General features: G+C 47.8%; 14 protein-coding genes. 4 read left to right on the top strand and 10 right to left on the bottom strand.

Features of this window, described 5'->3' with window-relative positions; translation table 11 throughout:
* Positions 1–67 precede the first annotated feature (67 nt).
* Both tnaA and tnaC read right to left on the bottom strand, forming a co-directional pair.
* Positions 68–1,486, bottom strand: coding sequence for a tryptophanase (gene tnaA, locus CEQ48_RS01940; protein ID WP_089070020.1), 1,419 nt, complete (start codon positions 1,484–1,486; stop codon positions 68–70).
* Between the two features lie 471 nt (positions 1,487–1,957).
* Positions 1,958–2,023, bottom strand: a complete 66-nt coding sequence (gene tnaC / locus CEQ48_RS20570; protein ID WP_369074896.1) for a tryptophanase leader peptide — start codon at positions 2,021–2,023, stop codon at positions 1,958–1,960.
* Between the two features lie 243 nt (positions 2,024–2,266).
* Here tnaC and CEQ48_RS01930 point away from each other — a divergent pair, with 243 nt between their 5' ends.
* Positions 2,267–2,479 (top strand): DUF3820 family protein, encoded by a 213-nt coding sequence (locus CEQ48_RS01930; RefSeq protein WP_000462097.1) that lies wholly within the window; start codon positions 2,267–2,269, stop codon positions 2,477–2,479.
* A 69-nt stretch (positions 2,480–2,548) separates the two neighbouring features.
* Here the strand turns inward: CEQ48_RS01930 and CEQ48_RS01925 are convergent, their stop codons facing one another.
* Positions 2,549–3,031, bottom strand: coding sequence for a L,D-transpeptidase family protein (locus tag CEQ48_RS01925; RefSeq protein ID WP_089070019.1), 483 nt, complete (start codon positions 3,029–3,031; stop codon positions 2,549–2,551).
* A 552-nt stretch (positions 3,032–3,583) separates the two neighbouring features.
* Between CEQ48_RS01925 and CEQ48_RS01920 the strand changes: the two genes are divergently transcribed.
* Positions 3,584–5,581 carry a GGDEF domain-containing protein gene (locus tag CEQ48_RS01920; RefSeq protein WP_198301131.1) on the top strand — a complete coding sequence of 666 codons (1,998 nt, stop codon included), beginning with the start codon at positions 3,584–3,586 and terminating at the stop codon, positions 5,579–5,581.
* Positions 5,582–5,826: 245 nt separating this feature from the next.
* Positions 5,827–6,039, top strand: coding sequence for a transcription antiterminator/RNA stability regulator CspE (cspE, locus tag CEQ48_RS01915; RefSeq protein WP_000078819.1), 213 nt, complete (start codon positions 5,827–5,829; stop codon positions 6,037–6,039).
* Between the two features lie 229 nt (positions 6,040–6,268).
* On the opposite strand, the gene CEQ48_RS01905 is transcribed toward cspE, so the two are convergent.
* From CEQ48_RS01905 to CEQ48_RS01875, 7 genes are all read right to left on the bottom strand, one after another.
* Positions 6,269–6,985: an SIMPL domain-containing protein gene (locus tag CEQ48_RS01905; protein ID WP_089070016.1), complete on the bottom strand. Its 717-nt coding sequence runs from the start codon at positions 6,983–6,985 to the stop codon at positions 6,269–6,271.
* A gap of 160 nt (positions 6,986–7,145) precedes the next feature.
* Positions 7,146–8,798, bottom strand: a complete 1,653-nt coding sequence (locus CEQ48_RS01900; protein ID WP_089070015.1) for a BatD family protein — start codon at positions 8,796–8,798, stop codon at positions 7,146–7,148.
* Positions 8,792–10,678, bottom strand: coding sequence for a VWA domain-containing protein (locus CEQ48_RS01895; RefSeq protein WP_089070014.1), 1,887 nt, complete (start codon positions 10,676–10,678; stop codon positions 8,792–8,794). The genes CEQ48_RS01900 and CEQ48_RS01895 overlap by 7 nt, the downstream gene beginning before the upstream one ends.
* 1 nt (position 10,679) lies before the next feature.
* Entirely contained in the window at positions 10,680–11,606 is a 927-nt protein-coding gene (locus CEQ48_RS01890; protein WP_373419681.1) for a vWA domain-containing protein, read from the bottom strand.
* Positions 11,607–11,622: 16 nt separating this feature from the next.
* On the bottom strand, positions 11,623–12,111 hold the full coding sequence (locus CEQ48_RS01885; RefSeq protein ID WP_000665196.1) for a DUF4381 domain-containing protein: 489 nt from the start codon (positions 12,109–12,111) through the stop codon (positions 11,623–11,625).
* A complete protein-coding gene (locus tag CEQ48_RS01880; protein WP_044126829.1) occupies positions 12,108–13,040 on the bottom strand; it encodes a DUF58 domain-containing protein in 933 nt (310 codons plus the stop codon). Before CEQ48_RS01880 ends, CEQ48_RS01885 begins: the two co-directional genes overlap by 4 nt.
* Positions 13,041–13,043: 3 nt before the next feature.
* Positions 13,044–14,000 carry an AAA family ATPase gene (locus tag CEQ48_RS01875; RefSeq protein ID WP_089070012.1) on the bottom strand — a complete coding sequence of 319 codons (957 nt, stop codon included), beginning with the start codon at positions 13,998–14,000 and terminating at the stop codon, positions 13,044–13,046.
* 427 nt (positions 14,001–14,427) lie between these two features.
* On the opposite strand from CEQ48_RS01875, the gene CEQ48_RS01870 reads away from it, so the two are divergent.
* Positions 14,428–16,344, top strand: coding sequence for a methyl-accepting chemotaxis protein (locus CEQ48_RS01870; RefSeq protein ID WP_089070011.1), 1,917 nt, complete (start codon positions 14,428–14,430; stop codon positions 16,342–16,344).
* Positions 16,345–16,374 lie beyond the last annotated feature (30 nt).

Below are 16,374 nucleotides of genomic sequence, written 5' to 3'. Positions count from 1 at the left end.
TTTTGTTGTTATGTTGTTTAGGTCAAAAAAAGGCAGCCTTTGCAGGCTGCACTTTTTAAACACCGTATTAGGCTTTTTCTTTTAAACGCGCAGTGAAGTGGCGCAACACTGGAGGCTCGTAGGTAAACTCTAACCCTTTGACCTTATGCGCATTGGCTTTGACTTTCTCAAACGCTTCGATGATGAAATCCATATGGGTTTGCGTATAAGTCGCGCGAGGAATGGTCAAACGGAGCAATTCGGCAGGGCAAGGGTGCTGTTTGCCCGTTGCCGGGTCACGGCCAAGCAAGAGTGAGCCAATTTCTACTGCGCGAATACCTGCGACTTTATAGAGTTCACAAGCTAAAGCATGTGCAGGGAATTGATCTGCTGGGATGTGAGGTAGCAATTTTCCCGCATCGACAAACGCGGCATGGCCACCGGCTTGTTGGCAAACCACGCCAATCGCTTCAAGACCGTTCACCAAATACTCGACTTGATTAATGCGATATGCGAGCCAATCTTGGCGCATACCGTCATACAAGCCAACCGCCAAACGTTCCATCGCGCCGCCTTCTAGGCCGCCGTAGGTTGGGAAGCCTTCTTGAACCACACACAGAGTTCGGCATTCGGTGTACACATCAAAGAAGCTTTTGTCTTTAAAGCAGAGTAAGCCGCCCATCTGCACCATGGCATCTTTTTTGGCCGACATCGCGAGCCCATCTGCGTATTTGTAAGCTTCACGCGTGATCTCTTCGATACTCCAGTTGCGATAATCGCGTTCTCGTTGCTGAATAAAATACGCGTTTTCAGCAAAACGAGCGGAATCCATGATCACGGGGATGTCGTAGCGTTGGGCAATCTCATACACGGCTTTCAAGTTAGCAATCGAAACCGGTTGGCCGCCAGCAGAGTTACAAGTGATGGTGCTGACAATATATGGGACGTTTGCTGGGCCCGCTTCAAGGATCGCTTGTTCGAGCTTTTCTAAGTCGAAATTGCCTTTAAAATCGGCCTTTACGCCAGTATCAAACGCTTCTTCGGTATATACGTTTTTGGCAACACAGCAGTTGATTTGGGTATGGCCTTGAGTGGTATCGAAAAAGTAGTTAGATAGGGCGACCATTTTACTGCGATCGAGTCCTTTCTCTTTTTCACGCTTTTTAATCAAAACAGGAATATAAATCTGCTCTGCACCACGTCCTTGGTGGGTCGGAATCGTGTATTCATAACCAAAAATATCTTTAACCGCTCTCGCGAGTGCGTGGTAGCTTCGGCTGCCGCTGTAGGCTTCATCACCACGGAACATGGCGGCTTGCATCTCCTGGGTGATAGCGCCAGTGCCGCTGTCGGTGAGCAGGTCAATAAATACATCTTCACTATCGAGCAAAAAGGGGTTCATTCCGGCATTTAAAATCGCTTTTTCACGATATTCCCGTGTGGTACGTTTAACAGGTTCAATAACACGAATACGAAAAGGTTCTGGTAAGTGTTTAAAATTTTCCATGCTGGGTATTCCTAAAAATTAAAATATAAAGTCGTGCAAGGAATAAATTAAATTCCTTGTGCTGAGATTGATTCACTATGCAGCTATGACGTAAATAATATCTACGTCGAAGCGAATGCATATTTAATGCTTACAAAGCTTAAAACGCATATTTATATTTTCTTCAATGGCTTAACTAAACACAGATAAATACCAATATAAGTCATTGGATAGACTTAAAATTGTCGATATCTGGCAGTAAGCGATGTCCCCATGCTTACATGAAGCTGCAGCGGTGTTGGCAACGTTCGTTCACTCCAATCACAGAGTTTATCTATGCTCATGGGGATGAACACCCTTGCCAGCTACCTGCAATTCCAAGTGGTTTGGGTATATAAAGCCATGCGTCAAGCGAGTAAGAAAGCGGAATAACAAAACCGGATTGCAGTCGATTGACTGCAAAACATGCCTAGTCATTCACGCGAGAAGGGATTACGCAGGAAAGAAGAAAGCGATTTTATAATCGAGGGTAAACCAGATACTAGAGTTGTTGTGCATTCTCATATTTTCACCTATTTGAAATGATTCATTTCAAACCCACTTTGATTATGGATGAAAATAGCCATTCGTCATCTGACAAATGAACAAATTGAGAATACGCTAACAAAAAATAAAACAGTGGGTGGTGAATCACATTTATTCCGCTATTTTTCTCTGCATCCAGATGCAGGAAGATATTTACTTTTCTCACGCTTCACTTTAGTCTGCCCGCTGAGTTATCGACGATATTCAATATTCACAATGTTTGAGAAAACGCATCTTATAAAATTGGCACAAATGAAAATGCCATTTGGTAAATACGCAGGTCGAGTTTTGATTGATTTGCCAGAACCTTATTTACTTTGGTTTCAAAAACAAGGTTTTCCAGAAGGAGAGCTAGGCGTGTTACTGGAGCTCTGCCTAGCGATCAAAATTGAGGGGCTAGAATCCTTAGTCAAACCTTTAAAACAGTAACCAAACTGGATTGCTGCGCCATGTTGTGGCGATCTCTTGGTCAGCGCTTTCAGCGCGAGACCAACTCATTTACCACTCAATATGGATGGGCACACCGGGCTGAACTAGGCTTAAAAACTCATCCATTTCTTGATTGGTAATTGCAATGCAGCCGTTCGTCCAGTCAAAGCTTTGTACGAAACCCGGCTCTCTCTCATCACCGTTTTTTAAGCCATGAATCTTAATATCGCCACCGGGATATACGCCGCGCAATTGAGCGAGCTGCTGATCGTGAGCATTGGGATAGCTAATGTGTATCGAACGGTAGAAGCTCGAATCTTCAATAATAAAATCTAAAAGATAGTATCCCTCTGGTGTGCGTTGATCGCCTTCTTGCTGCTTATGTCCTTTAGGGGATTTTCCTAGAGCAATACGATACTCACGAATGACTTCATTGCCTTGGAGTAAGTACATACGCCGCTTTGATTTATCCACTCTGACTAAATCGACTTGCGCATAACTCAGGTTAGGGAAAATCAGCAATAACAGCAGTACGGCAGAGAAAAGACGCATAGGAGACCCAAGATGGAAACAAACTGCGCCTAATTCTAGCAGATATCTCCTTCCTACTTGAAGCTGCAGCAGTGTTGGCTAATTACATTGTTCGCCTAAGCTCCTTGTGATGAACTCACTTGCTGTCTACAGGCAATTCCAAAGAGTTTGTTTGGGGATAGATTTAAGAAATCAGTGCCTATTACAAGTAGGGTGTGATAATAAAAAATGATTCAATAATGAGAAATTACTCAAAAAGTATGTATCATTGATGCAATAAATGGAAACAACCTCGCAAAAATGCTGGCTGTGCCGAGGATGCGATCAGTTATCTAAAAAAAGTGCGGCGTAGTTAACAGCCAGAAGGATAACCAATTGATTGCTTATCAGAATTTCGGCCATGATTTCGCATAAAACAAATATTAAGTCAGGCTGCGCATGTTTCCTCGAATCCTACTCAAAAGAGTTACTTCAAGTCGTAATTATCGAATGTTGGCCGAGACCACGTTTGAGTACTTAACGACATTTTTATTATCGCAATCAGCAGGGATCGTACGAGCACCATCTCAAGACGTGGCAGGTCACACCTTACTCTCTTCCAACACATTTACGCCGCTAGAAGCGTACCCTGAAGCCTTTTGGGCATGGGCTGCGCAGTTTGATACTTCCGATGGCTTGATCCCTTTTGCCATCAATACCTGTCGTTGGAACTATTTGCCGGTGATGGGCGGCGATTCGTTTATTTTTATGCTGGATAACCATCCTCAGCATCGGACTTACCTGATCATTCAAGCGGCATGCGTCGAAAAAATACACCTGAGTACCCAATCTGGTGAGTTGGATTTTTTACAGTTAATTGCGGCGAAATGGCAATGCTTACGAGCGGAAATTGAAGCATCGAAAGAGTTTAAAAATCGTGATTTACGTGAGGCGCAGTACCTTAGTGAAATTCGTCAGCGAGAGCAGTTTATTGACAACATGAAGCTGGTGCATCAAGTCGCGCTCGAGTTGTCCAACCCCGCCAATCTTGATGAGTTACACCGTGCATCGGTCGAAGTAATGCGACATCGTCTCGGGTTTGATCGATCCGCGCTATTGTTGCTTGATATGAAAAAGCGTTGCTTCAGTGGTACTTATGGTACCGATGAGCACGGTAATACGATTGATGAACAGCACACCCAGTATGATCTGCACCAATTAGAGCCTCAATATCTCGAAGCTTTATCCAATGAAGAGTGCACTTTGATGGTGGTGGAAGATGTGCCTCTGTACACCGTCGGACAGGTGGTGGGACAAGGCTGGAACGCCATGCTGATTTTGCGTGATGGTAATGACACCATAGGCTGGATTGCCATCGACAACTATATCAATCGGCAGCCGATTACCGAGTATCAAAAACAGATGCTTGAGTCGTTTGGCTCACTGCTCGCGCAAATTTATATTCGTAAAAAGCAGGAACAAAACGTACGTATGCTGCATGCCAGCATGGTCGAACTGTCTCGCTGTATGACAGTCAGTGAAGTGTGTAAATCGGCAGTCACCTTTGCGATCAACCGAATGGGGATTGATCGCATGGCGGTGTTTTTGACGGATGAAGCTTGCTCTTATATTCAGGGAACGTGGGGGACGGATATTCAAGGCAACATTGTCGATGAATCCTATTTCCGTGGTTCAACGCATGAAAATGACATTGTCGACCTTGCCAAAGTGTACCCAAACGAAGTGGTGTTTAAAGAGGGGGTTCCCATCTATCACGACTGTAAAATTGTCGGTTATGGTTGGACGGCGATGACCATGCTCACCGACAAAGGCACCCCGATTGCCTTTATTGCGGCTGATAATTTGATCCGACGTTCCCCCTTGACTTCACAACTGCGTGAAGTGATTCGTATGTTTGCTTCAAACCTCACCGAAGTCTTGATGCGAGCCAAAGCCCAAGAAGCGATCTCGGTACTCAATGAAACGCTGGAACTTGAGGTGCGCAATCGCACTCGTGATTTGCAAAAGGCCAACGAAAAACTCGATTTAATGGCGAAATTAGATCCGCTGACTCGTTTAGGTAATCGCCGTATGCTTGAGCACCAACTGGAGCAAACTTGCGAACAGACCATCAAAGAGGTGGTCAATTATGGCGTGATCTTGCTCGATATTGACCATTTCGGGCTTTTCAACAACTGCTATGGGCATCTTGAAGGCGATATTGCTCTGATGCGGATTGGTAATATCCTCAGTCGACATGCGCAATCTGAGCATGAACTGTTCTGTCGTATTGGTGGGGAGGAGTTTCTGCTCTTGGTGGCGAATCGCAGCGCTGAAGAGATTCATTTACTGGCTGAAAATATTCGTAAAAGTATTGAAGCAGAATGTATTGAACACTGCGAAAATCCCAGTGGTGAGCTACTGACCGTATCGATCGGTTATGCAGCCTCTCGCTATAAACCGCGAGAGATTCAATTTGATCAGCTCTATGCAGAGGCGGATAAAGCCTTGTATAGAGCGAAAAGCCAAGGACGGAATCAGGTTATTGGCGTTATTGTTGAAAATATCGACTGCATACAGGCAGAAATGTAGCATTATCCAGCAGATTTCTTACGCTTTGGCAAATAACACAAATAAATGTAGCGTTTCGAAAAAATACGTGTATAGTTTACCTCGGCTCTTAGGTAAGAGTTGTTAATGTTAAATTCAGTGAAAGTTCAATCTCAGATCGTTTTCGATATCTCGTTAAACCTGCGTCAACTTTGTCTTGATATACCATTCAATAGCTTTCGTTATCAGCCAAATAAACTCATAGCAAATATATATCAGAGGTTACTATGTCTCAGAAAATGACTGGTTCAGTAAAATGGTTCAACGAAACTAAAGGTTTTGGTTTCATCTCTCAAGACAACGGCGGTCAAGACGTGTTCGTACACTTCAAGTCTATCGTTTCTGAAGGCTTCAAAACTCTGGCTGAAGGCCAGCGTGTAAGCTTCACCGTTGAGCAAGGCAAAAAAGGCCCACAAGCTGCTCAAGTTACTGCGCTGTAATTAGCTCAGATTGATTCTAAAAGGGGCGTGGTGAAAACCACGCCCCTTTTTACTTTCTAATGAATGGTTTTCCATTCATTTTTTGCTTTCGATGAATGCGCTCTTATCCCAAACACCCTAGTGTTGCTGGTCAGTGAGTTCATCCCCATCAGCCTCATCCTTATCAGCATAGACAAGACGCGATTCTCATCTTGCCCACACTGTTGCTGCAAGAAGTGGTTAGGGTGTATCAATCGGACAGGTAATACTCAACGGTGGTGACCACGCGTACATTTTTGATGTATGGCGTATTGTTATCACGATCAGTAATGGAAAACTGTCCTTGTGAAGCCGTTTTGATCTTACCTAGTGTGCTTTGCGAATCTTTTGCAAACTTCTGCGCGACTTCTCTTGCCTGCTTCGTCGCCTCTTCAATCATGTCTGGTTTGATGTCATTGAGCCCGGTGAAGCTAAATTCAACGCGATTGTTGTAAGGATCTTGGTTAAAAACCACGCCTTGCTTACCCAGCTGACCAATTTCGCTAATGATTTTTCGTACTTGATCGACTTGTTTGCTGTACACGGTCAAGGTTTGAGTCGCTAAATAGCGAAACTCAGCGCGATCTTCACCATATTGTTGAGCTTTTTTATCGATCACTGCAGGTGCTGAAAGGGAAATCGCTGCGCGATCCACGCCTTTTTCCACTAAGAATTGGGTAATAAGCTGAGTTTGCTGATCGACAGTGGCAAACAGAGAAGAGAGTTGATTATCCGCAACGGTAAACTGAATGGGCCAGATGACGGTATCGGCCACCACTTCACGTTCAGACAGCCCTTTCACCGTCACAACGCGCTCGTACTCTTTAAACTTAACCGCCATTTGTTGTACCAAGAAGCCCAGTGCGGAAAGCCCGATAATCAGGCTCAGTCCCAGCACAGTGGCGGCTTTGGTATTGATATTGGTCATGGATGTCCTCCCATTGATTGACCTTTTAACTGACGACAGAGAAGTATTACACCTAGTCACATTCTCCACCATTTTTCATCGCGCTCTAAATTACTCTTACCACGCTTAACAAGCTATCCCTTGAGGACATGAAATTGTCAGCCTCCTGTCAAAGCCAAAGTTATAACGGCGGTAACGTGGATGAGCGGCTGCGCTGCATTTTTCCTTGCTGTTTCTGTTTAGCCACAAGCCAATTTTTCAAGGGATTGAAATCCGGTTGCTCTGTCCGCTCCGAGAAACAAGCTTGCTGTAATGTATGGACAAGAGCCGTCAGGGTTTGCTCCTCTTCTTGATTCAGTATCACTTCCTTTTGCCAAGTACGTAACGCTGGGCTCAGAGCCAGTAAGTCTTGTTGCTCGATAGCTTGTAGCACGGCTTGATAGGCGCAAGACGGTGCGTTAGAGGCCGCTTTCGTTTTATGGTTCGCCTGAGAGTCGGTGTGCTTGTGACGCCACAACATCCAAGCCAAGAGGGCCGTACTGAGCCACAGCAGCGTAAACAGCAGAGTGATATATGGCCAATAGCCAGCGTCGACGACCTGCTGGATCTCAGGAGCACTGGGCTGGCTCGGCGTGGGTAATACAGGCGTTTCTTCGCTGGGTTTGACTTGCAAAGTCATGCCTGCCACTTGGCTGGTCTGCTCCGCTTGTGTCTGGGTGTTCCACCAGTTGAGGCTGAACTCGGGTAAGTGAATATCTCCTGCCTGACGCGGGATCAGCACTTGCTTGAAGGTCATTACGGTATCGCCATTATCCAGCGTACTAAATTGCGGCTTCTCAGCATAGACGCTGATGCTCTCTGGGTATGGGATGTGGATGTTTGGCAATTGTTGTTGAGTCAACCCACTGACTTGCAGACGAATCTCACGTGTAATGGCATGACCAACTTGAGTCGAGTAGGCAGTGGTTGATTCGAGCTTTTGTTGCCCATCCTGCCACTCTTGAGTCAGGCTCAGCTTGGCGGTGGGCAGCCAAGTGCCCTGATAGTGTTTGGGTTTTTCTAATACTTGGATTGAGTAGTTTTTGGCCTTAGTCAGTATTGTGATTAAGCGAGTATTGCCACTGTATTGGTTACCATACAGTAAGCCGGCCTTAAGCACAGGCTCACTTAAGGTAAACTGGCCTGCCTGTTCAGCGGTGACGCGAAAGGATTGTTCGACAATCGTCACTTCTACCCCATTGAGCACACTCGGATACTGTTTCGGCTCGCTCGCCGATTCTAAACGCATGCCCTCGACTTTCGGTGGGGTAATGTCGGGGTCGCGCAGGCGACGAATGTCTTCTTTAATGATCAACTGCGCGTGGAATAGTGTGCTTTCACCAGGATAAAGCTCTGTTCGTTCTAAACGGCTGCGTACCTCCGCCAACTCTTCTTGGGCAGGTTGGTCTTGATCTTCAGCCACTTGGATCGCGATGGGGGAGGTTTGGTGACTCCCTAACTGGAAACTTGGGATAGTCACTATGCCTACTTTTTGCGCCGCAAGAGCAACGGTCCATTCACTGCGTTGTGAGTAGTTGCCATTGATGATATTGGTCGAGGAGGCAAAACTCGGCTGACCAACAAAAAAGTCAGGCTCCAGTTGGGAAAAATCGAGGGCATCGGCAGAGACTTTGTCATGACTGACGATTCGCAGCTGAAATACTTCATTTTTGACCACTTTATTTTTGCTGACACTGGCCACTAAATCAGCGGAATGCGCGGGAAGTGCCAGCAAACTTACCAGCAGCGTTAGCCAAAAAAGTACGGATTGAAACGGTGCGTGTATCTTTACCATGGCTGATCGGGTTCCGTGGGTTTAGGTTTACGTTGGGCTTGCAGAATAAATTGCGCGCGCAGTAGTGCACTCGGATCGCGAGCACTCTCGACTTGCTCCAACTTACGTAACATAGGGTCAAGATTGGGATCAGAAGAGGTGGTGACCGACTCGGAGGGCTGAGCGGCATTGGCTTTGTCACTCTGCTCATCGTTTTGCTCGGTTCCACTTGGCTGCCCATTTTTCGGATCTTTTGATTGCTCCTGGTGCGCGTTGGGTTCCCCAGCTTGCGCATCATCCACAGCGCTTGGTTGCTCCTGTGGTTTTGCATTCGCTTTGGGCTCGTTACTCTCTTGTTGGTCCTGCTGTGGGTCAGGCGCCGATGCGCCTTTTGTTTGAGAGCTCGCCTCTTGCTCCTGAGCTGTATTTGAGGGATTTGCTGATGAGCCTTCTTGCGCTTCTTGACCGGAGGCGCCTGATGACGAATCCTGCTGTTGCTGTTGCTGTTGCTGTTGCTGTTGCTGTTGCTGTTGCTGTTGCTGTTGCTGTTGCTGTTGCTGTTGCTGTTGCTGTGCAGCTTTGACCACGTCTAAATTGTGTCGTGCATCTTGATGATTCGGCTCTTGCTTGAGCACTTGTTCGTACAAATCCTGCGCTTTCTGTAACTCTCCTGCTTGCGCATAAGCATTGGCGAGATTGTACTGCGTGGCAGTATCAGGGTTAGCGATTTGCGAATAGGCGTCAATTGCCCCTTGGTAATCTTTGGCATAGTAACGAGCCGCACCTTGCCAGTGTGGATCGAGAAAGGCTTCAGCGGCTTGCGCATATTGCTCATTGTTGAACATGCGCATCGCTTGCTGATCTTGATTTAACCATGCAGAGGCCCAAGCCTGCTGGTTGGGCAAACTCACTCCGAAAAGCAGCAGTAAGCTGAAAATCACCCCACGGCGAAATAGGCATAAAGCGGCGATCAGGAGGGGCAATATTAACCAGTAACCGTTATTGACGCGCTCCGTGATGGCTTGACGAGAAGTCGATTCGGCAATATCAATCGGCTGCTGAGTCAGGCTGAGGATGTGCGCCACATCTGCGCCATCCGCACGATACGCGGTCAGCACGCCTTGAACGCGTTGTGAGAGCTGCTGTAATTGGTCAAATGCGGTTTTGGCAATCACGGTCTGGCCTTGACGATCTTTTAGCAGGCTACCATCCCCTAAAGGGATGGGCGCGCCGCTAGGAGTACCGATCGCAAGCGTCACCAAACGCCATGGGCTACCTTGTAACAACGAGATCAGTTTTTCTCGTTCTGTCACACTCATATCATCGGTGATAAGAATCAGATCCCCTTGCTGATGACCTGATTGCTGGAGCATGGTGATCGCTAAACTCACTGCGGCAGCGGCATCTGAGCCTTGATAAGGCATGATGTCTGGGGAGAGATTCGGCAGCAGATTGGCGAGCGTTGCACTGTCACTCGTCAGCGGACTCACCACATAAGCATCGGCGGCGTAAGCCACTAAGCCCGTGCTGCCTTCTTGCCAACCTTTTAGGAGATCAAGTGCCTTATAACGCGCCTGTGTTAAACGGTTTGGCGTTAGGTCGGTTGCGTACATCGAGCGTGACATATCCATAATTAACACACGTGCGGCGCTATTTTGCACACTCGGACGTTCAGCGGATTGCCAGCTTGGGCCCGCCATCGCAAGGGTAGCGACGATCCAACTGAGTACCAATACACCCCCAAAAGAGCGCCGCGTGCGAGTTTCAATCCCCAACGCTTGCGCGAGATGAGGGGCAATCAATCCCCGTTGGTTTTGGCGCAGCCCTCGCCAAGCGGCGAGCAACAACAGAGGCATCAACAACCCTAACCAGTGTGGGTAGAGAAAAATCAACGATGACATGTTATCTCCTCACGATAACCAAAATGACCGAGAGCAGCAGTGCCAAACCCAGTGGATAGGAAAACCACTCGGTTTGTGGGCGCCAAGTTTGATTGGATTGGCTAATTGGCTCCAGTTGGTTAATGGTGTCATAGATGTTTTGCAAATCTTGTTGATTACGGGCGCGGAAATAGTGTCCACCTGTGGTGGTCGCGATGGTTTGCAGTGTCTTTTCATCCAGATCTTGCGCGGTATTCACCTTACGACTGAACAGGAAATCTTTGACCACCATTTCACCTGCACCGACGCCGACGGTATAAATCGTGGTGTGGTACTGTTTGGCGATATTGGCGGCTTCAAGCGGGTCAAGCACTCCCGCGGTATTGCTGCCATCACTGAGCAAAATCATCACGCGTTGCGGCGCATTACTGTCGATAAAGGTTTTGGTCGCGAGTCCAATCCCTTCACCAATTGCAGTTTGAGTGCCGATAAGTTTAAGTACCGCTTGATTAAGCTGGTTGGCGACGGTTTGCCGATCCAACGTCAAAGGCGTTTGCAGATAGGCGTGATCGGCAAACAGGATCAGTCCGATGCGATCGCCTTCGCGCTTGGCGATGAATTCAGACAATACCTGTTTGACTGCAGTTAACCTATCCACCATCTGCTGACCGGACTGCATATCCTCTTGACTCATCGAGTAGGAGAGGTCGACCACCAGCATTAGGTCGCGATGTGACGTACTGGTGCTGATAGGATCTCCGTACCACACGGGTCTTGCCGCAGCGGTGAGCAGCAAAAACCATACACCAACCGCGAGTAATCGAGGAAGCCAAGTCGCGGGGCGTGAACCTGATGTGCTGGGAAGGTAGGGCAGCTTAATCGCCGCCCGAGGTTTGAGGGCTGGAGTAAAAAAATAGATAACCCAAGGCAGTGGTAGAAAAAACAGCATCCACCACCAAATAAACTCAAAACTTGCCAATGCCTGATTTTCTCCGCTTTTTCGGCGGCAAGGCGCTTTCTACCCAGTGATAACAGTGGTGAACCAGCTCATCAGCATTGTTCACTTTTTGTTTCTGGTATAAGGCTTGCTGCCACAAGGTTTCGTTGGGTACGAAGAGTGGATGGCCCACTTGGGCATCTAAAAAGGCGTACCAATCTTTACCGGTTAAATGCGCAATCTCCTCGCGAGGGTAGTAGCACAGTGCCGCCTGACGAACCAATTCAATAGCAGAAGAGGGCGTTTGCGGAGTCACTGTCAAACTCAAAAGGCGTAATGCGGTTTTTTTAGGGGCCAGCCGACGGCGATGCCAACGCACTGCCAATCCGATAATAAGCATCACGATAAGAATGCCGGCTAAACTTGCCCACCATCCCCAAGCCAATGGAAACCAGCTAGGGAGTTCAGGCAGATGTAGGCCGTTGAGATCCAGTGATGTGGTTGACGATTCCTTCATTTCTTATGGTCCGATAATTGTTGCAGCAAAGGTATCCCGCTTGAAACTGAGCGGTAGTCCATTTCCAATAATAGACAGAGTGATTTTAGTTTTTCTTTTTGAGTTTCAAAGGCTTTTTTGATACCTGCCCGCGTACTATTTATCGAAAAGTTGAGCCAGCGCGTCTCTTGGTTATTTTGTACTTGCTCAATACCACGAAATGAGGTGTCTCCTTGCTCTAAAGGATCATGAATCTGTACCAGCCGCACGCGATTATGGCGACAGAGTTGACGCAGCGATAGTGCGTGTTGCTCGGTATCCAAATCGACAAAATCGCTGATCAGCACCACTTCACTGCCTTTTGGGCACAAACGGTTAAGGGTACTGAGCACCTCATGCAGCGCCAGTGTGCGCGTCGTGGGTTGTGTGGGTGGAATATGCTGCGCTTCAACGCATGCCGCTAAGATGGCAAGCACGCCGCGCTGGCGGCTACCGGGTTTGATTTCGATCAGCCGATGCCCCAAATCAATCACTGCGCCAACTCGGTCTTGTTGTTTCACGGCAAGCCAGCTTAGCAAGCTTGCCAAATGCGCCGCTTGCACCGATTTCAGCAGTAAACAGGAACCAAACTGCATCGAGGGACTGAGATCGATATAGAGCACCACCGTTCTTTCGCGCTCTTCACTGAACAGCTTAGTATGGGGTTTACCTGTTCGTGCGGTGACTCGCCAATCAATCGAACGAATGTCATCACCCGCTTGATATTGGCGCACTTCCGAGAAATCCATCCCACGTCCTAAACGCCGACTCTGATGCTGGCCGACGCGCTGTGACCAAATTTGACGTGCTGGGGGTAAAAAATGCACGGTCTGCTGCTCATAAGCGAGCAACTCTTCCAAACACAAAGACACCCCATTAGCATGTAAGGGGAGGGCGTGTGGCATCGTCATGATTTATGCACTACCAACCAGTGACAACAGATGTGAGATGATTTGATTTGGGTGAATTCCTTCCGCTTGCGCCTGATAGCTGAGCAACAGTCGATGGCGCAGCACAGAGAATGCCATTACTTGTACATCATCCGGCGTGACAAAATCGCGTCCTTGTAACCAAGCGTGAGCACGGGCGCAGCGATCCAGCGCAATCGTCGCGCGTGGGCTGACTCCCATCGTCAGCCATTGTGCCAGTTTGGCATCGTAGTTGGCAGGATGGCGTGTCGCCATCACCAGTCGTACGAGGTAGTTTTCAATCGCTTCAGCCATATGCACATTGAGCACCTCTTGGCGAGCACTAAACACCTGCTGCTGGGTTAGCAAAGGTTTATTGATGGCTTGTTGCCCTTTTGCCTCACCTCGGTTGAGGCGCAAAATCGCCAACTCATCTTCCGCATTGGGGTAGTTCACCTCTAAATGCAGTAAAAAGCGGTCGAGCTGAGCTTCTGGAAGCGGGTAAGTCCCCTCTTGCTCAATCGGGTTTTGGGTTGCCATCACCAAAAAAAGTTCAGGTAAACGATAGGTTTTACGGCCTGCAGAAATCTGTTTCTCCGCCATCGCTTCGAGCATTGCCGCCTGCACTTTAGCGGGGGCACGGTTTATCTCATCGGCCAGCACCAAGGCGTTAAAAATGGGGCCAGATTGAAAGACAAATTCGCCCGTTTCTGGACGATACACATCGCTGCCGGTTAGATCGGCTGGGAGTAAGTCAGGGGTAAATTGAATGCGGTGAAAATCACCTTCAATACAATCAGCCAGTGATTTGACGGCACGTGTTTTCGCCAGCCCCGGCGGGCCTTCCACCAGAATATGTCCATCAGCCAGCAGAGCAATCAGCAGTTGGTTGATTAAATCCATTTGACCTATGACTTGTTGGTTTAGGTAGTGCTGCAAAGTTTGAAAGGATTGAAACGACATGAAAACTTCTACTCCTAGATTTCTCAGCGGTTAGTGTGGCGTAACATCCAGAAAGTTCCACAAAAAATCCCACAGCCAGCATGGGTGTTGAAAAAATGCGCATTTGTATGTGGTTGAACATAAAAAGCGACTATTTTAGTGAATGCTATACCCTTCCTACTTGAAGCTGCAGCGGTGTTGGCTACGTTCGTTCACCCCAATCACATAGTGTATCTATGCTCATGGGGATGAACTCACTTGCCGCCTACCTGCAACTCCAAGTTGTTTGGGTATAAGCAGCGATTTATAAACAGCACTTGGATATTTTCAGTCGAAAGTGTGATGTATAGCAACTTTGAAGCTGGATTTTGTGAGAATTTTCTTAAGTGGCGTGATCTTAAGTCGATAATGTAGAGGTTTCGTAGATAGCCATGATTAGGCGGAGAATATGTTCAAACTGCATCAGATGAGTATTAAGCAAAAGGTTGTGTTAGGGGTCACACTCGCCGTACTGGCATCCACCCTGATTGTGGGTGTGATGGCACAGCGCCAAGCGCGAGAAGTGCTAGAGCATCGCTTAGTTAATTTGGAATTACCCGATATTTTGAAGCTGATCAAGAGTGATATTGACCATGAAGTGCTACAACTGCTTGCTTCTGCTCAGCAAATTGCCAGCAATGAGTTTGTGCAGCAAGCGATTGCTACCACAGAAAGAGATCCGGCAACAGAAGCGTTATTAGTGAAGCAGTTGAACAACTTACGCGATCAATACCGCTTGAATGATGCGTCGGTAGCCAACCGAAAAACGGCGTATTACTGGAACCAAAACGGCTTTCTGCGCGAGCTGAATCAGCAGCAAGACGGGTGGTTTTTTGGCTTTATCGGCTCAGGAAAGCCGACCATGGTCAGCATGTTCCAAGAGGCGAATGGCGAAGTCAAAATGTTTGCCAACTACCAGTTGGTGAATGGCAATACCATGTCTGGTATGTCTAAGTCGATGGATGACATGGTGCGTCTGCTCAACAGTTTTAAAATTGAAGACACCGGTTTTGTGTTTTTGACCAATGCACAGGGTGAGGTACAAATCCATCGGCAGAAAGAGCAAGTGAAATCGAGCTTGCAGCAAATTTATGGTTCAGACGCGAGTGCGCTGCTGAACAAATCGGGCTTCAATTTGATTTCGGCTGACGATCAAGGTCAAAAAGTGATGGTAGCCAGCCTCTACATCGACAGCATGGACTGGTTCTTGGTCGGCACCGTGCCTGTGCATGAGGTGTTTGCGGAATTGGATGCCGTAGCACAGCGTATGATGCTCACGACGCTGGCGGTAGCTGCCATCTTTATTTTTATGGGGATTTTCCTGGCTAACAGTATCGCTATGCCGATCAATCAGATAGCCAAACGCTTTACCGATTTGGGCAGAGGGGATGGTGATCTCTCGCAGCGTATTGAAGTGAAAGGCAATGATGAAATCGCTCAGCTTTCCAAAGGCTTTAATGGCTTTATTGACAAGATCCATCAATCGATAAAAGACGTTGCCCAAACCAGCCGTGAGTTGCAAGTGGCCGCCGAAGGGGTATCACGTAAAGCGTTAGTCACCCACGATAATAGCCAGCAGCAGCGCGACCAAACGATCCAAGTGGTTACCGCCATCAACCAAATGGGGGCGACGATCAGTGAAATCGCCTCTAACGCGGCGACTGCGGCCGAAACGGCGAATCAAGCGTCTGGTAATGCGGATCAAGGGCGTAATGTCGTCAATAAAGCCAAAGAGGCGATCAGCCGCTTAGCTCACGATATTGAAAACACGGGCAAAGTGGTGGAACAATTGGCGTCGACCACTCAAGAGATTGGGTCGATTTTGGATGCAATCCGCGGCATTTCAGAGCAAACCAACTTGCTGGCACTGAACGCGGCGATTGAAGCCGCTCGTGCTGGCGATCAAGGCCGCGGTTTTGCGGTGGTGGCCGATGAAGTGCGTAACTTAGCGAGTCGTACGGCATCCTCGACGGAAGAAATTCAGAAGATGATTAACCAACTGCAAAATGATGCTAAGAATGCCGTATCGGCAATGGATGCGGGTAAAACGGTGACTCATCAAGGGGTTGCCGCTTCTGATGAAGCAGTACAGGTGCTGATGAGTATTTCGGATCGAATCCACGATATTTCAGATCGCAACACACAAGTCGCTACAGCAACCGAAGAGCAATCGACCGTTGTACACACCATTAACCAAAATATCGAAGAGATTAACGCGATTAATGAAGTGACCACCTCAACGGCAGAAGAGCTGGCTGATGCGAGCAAATCATTGCGTGAACTCTCTGGCCGTTTAGATAAGTTGGTGGGCAACTTTAAACTCTAGAAACCTTGCCGGGAGTTCGTTACACTTCCG

Source organism: Vibrio tarriae (assembly GCF_002216685.1).
Taxonomy (GTDB): domain Bacteria; phylum Pseudomonadota; class Gammaproteobacteria; order Enterobacterales; family Vibrionaceae; genus Vibrio; species Vibrio tarriae.
This window is presented reverse-complemented; position numbering and strand designations above follow the sequence as displayed.

Coding starts and splice junctions, on each gene's coding strand:
- tnaA (WP_089070020.1), bottom strand. CDS start 1,486: ATGGAAAATTTTAAACACTTACCAGAACCTTTTCGTATTCGTGTTATT.
- CEQ48_RS01930 (WP_000462097.1), top strand. CDS start 2,267: ATGTTTGAGAAAACGCATCTTATAAAATTGGCACAAATGAAAATGCCA.
- CEQ48_RS01925 (WP_089070019.1), bottom strand. CDS start 3,031: ATGCGTCTTTTCTCTGCCGTACTGCTGTTATTGCTGATTTTCCCTAAC.
- cspE (WP_000078819.1), top strand. CDS start 5,827: ATGTCTCAGAAAATGACTGGTTCAGTAAAATGGTTCAACGAAACTAAA.
- CEQ48_RS01905 (WP_089070016.1), bottom strand. CDS start 6,985: ATGACCAATATCAATACCAAAGCCGCCACTGTGCTGGGACTGAGCCTG.
- CEQ48_RS01900 (WP_089070015.1), bottom strand. CDS start 8,798: ATGGTAAAGATACACGCACCGTTTCAATCCGTACTTTTTTGGCTAACG.
- CEQ48_RS01895 (WP_089070014.1), bottom strand. CDS start 10,678: ATGTCATCGTTGATTTTTCTCTACCCACACTGGTTAGGGTTGTTGATG.
- CEQ48_RS01890 (WP_373419681.1), bottom strand. CDS start 11,606: ATGCTGTTTTTTCTACCACTGCCTTGGGTTATCTATTTTTTTACTCCA.
- CEQ48_RS01885 (WP_000665196.1), bottom strand. CDS start 12,111: ATGAAGGAATCGTCAACCACATCACTGGATCTCAACGGCCTACATCTG.
- CEQ48_RS01880 (WP_044126829.1), bottom strand. CDS start 13,040: ATGACGATGCCACACGCCCTCCCCTTACATGCTAATGGGGTGTCTTTG.
- CEQ48_RS01875 (WP_089070012.1), bottom strand. CDS start 14,000: ATGTCGTTTCAATCCTTTCAAACTTTGCAGCACTACCTAAACCAACAA.
- CEQ48_RS01870 (WP_089070011.1), top strand. CDS start 14,428: ATGTTCAAACTGCATCAGATGAGTATTAAGCAAAAGGTTGTGTTAGGG.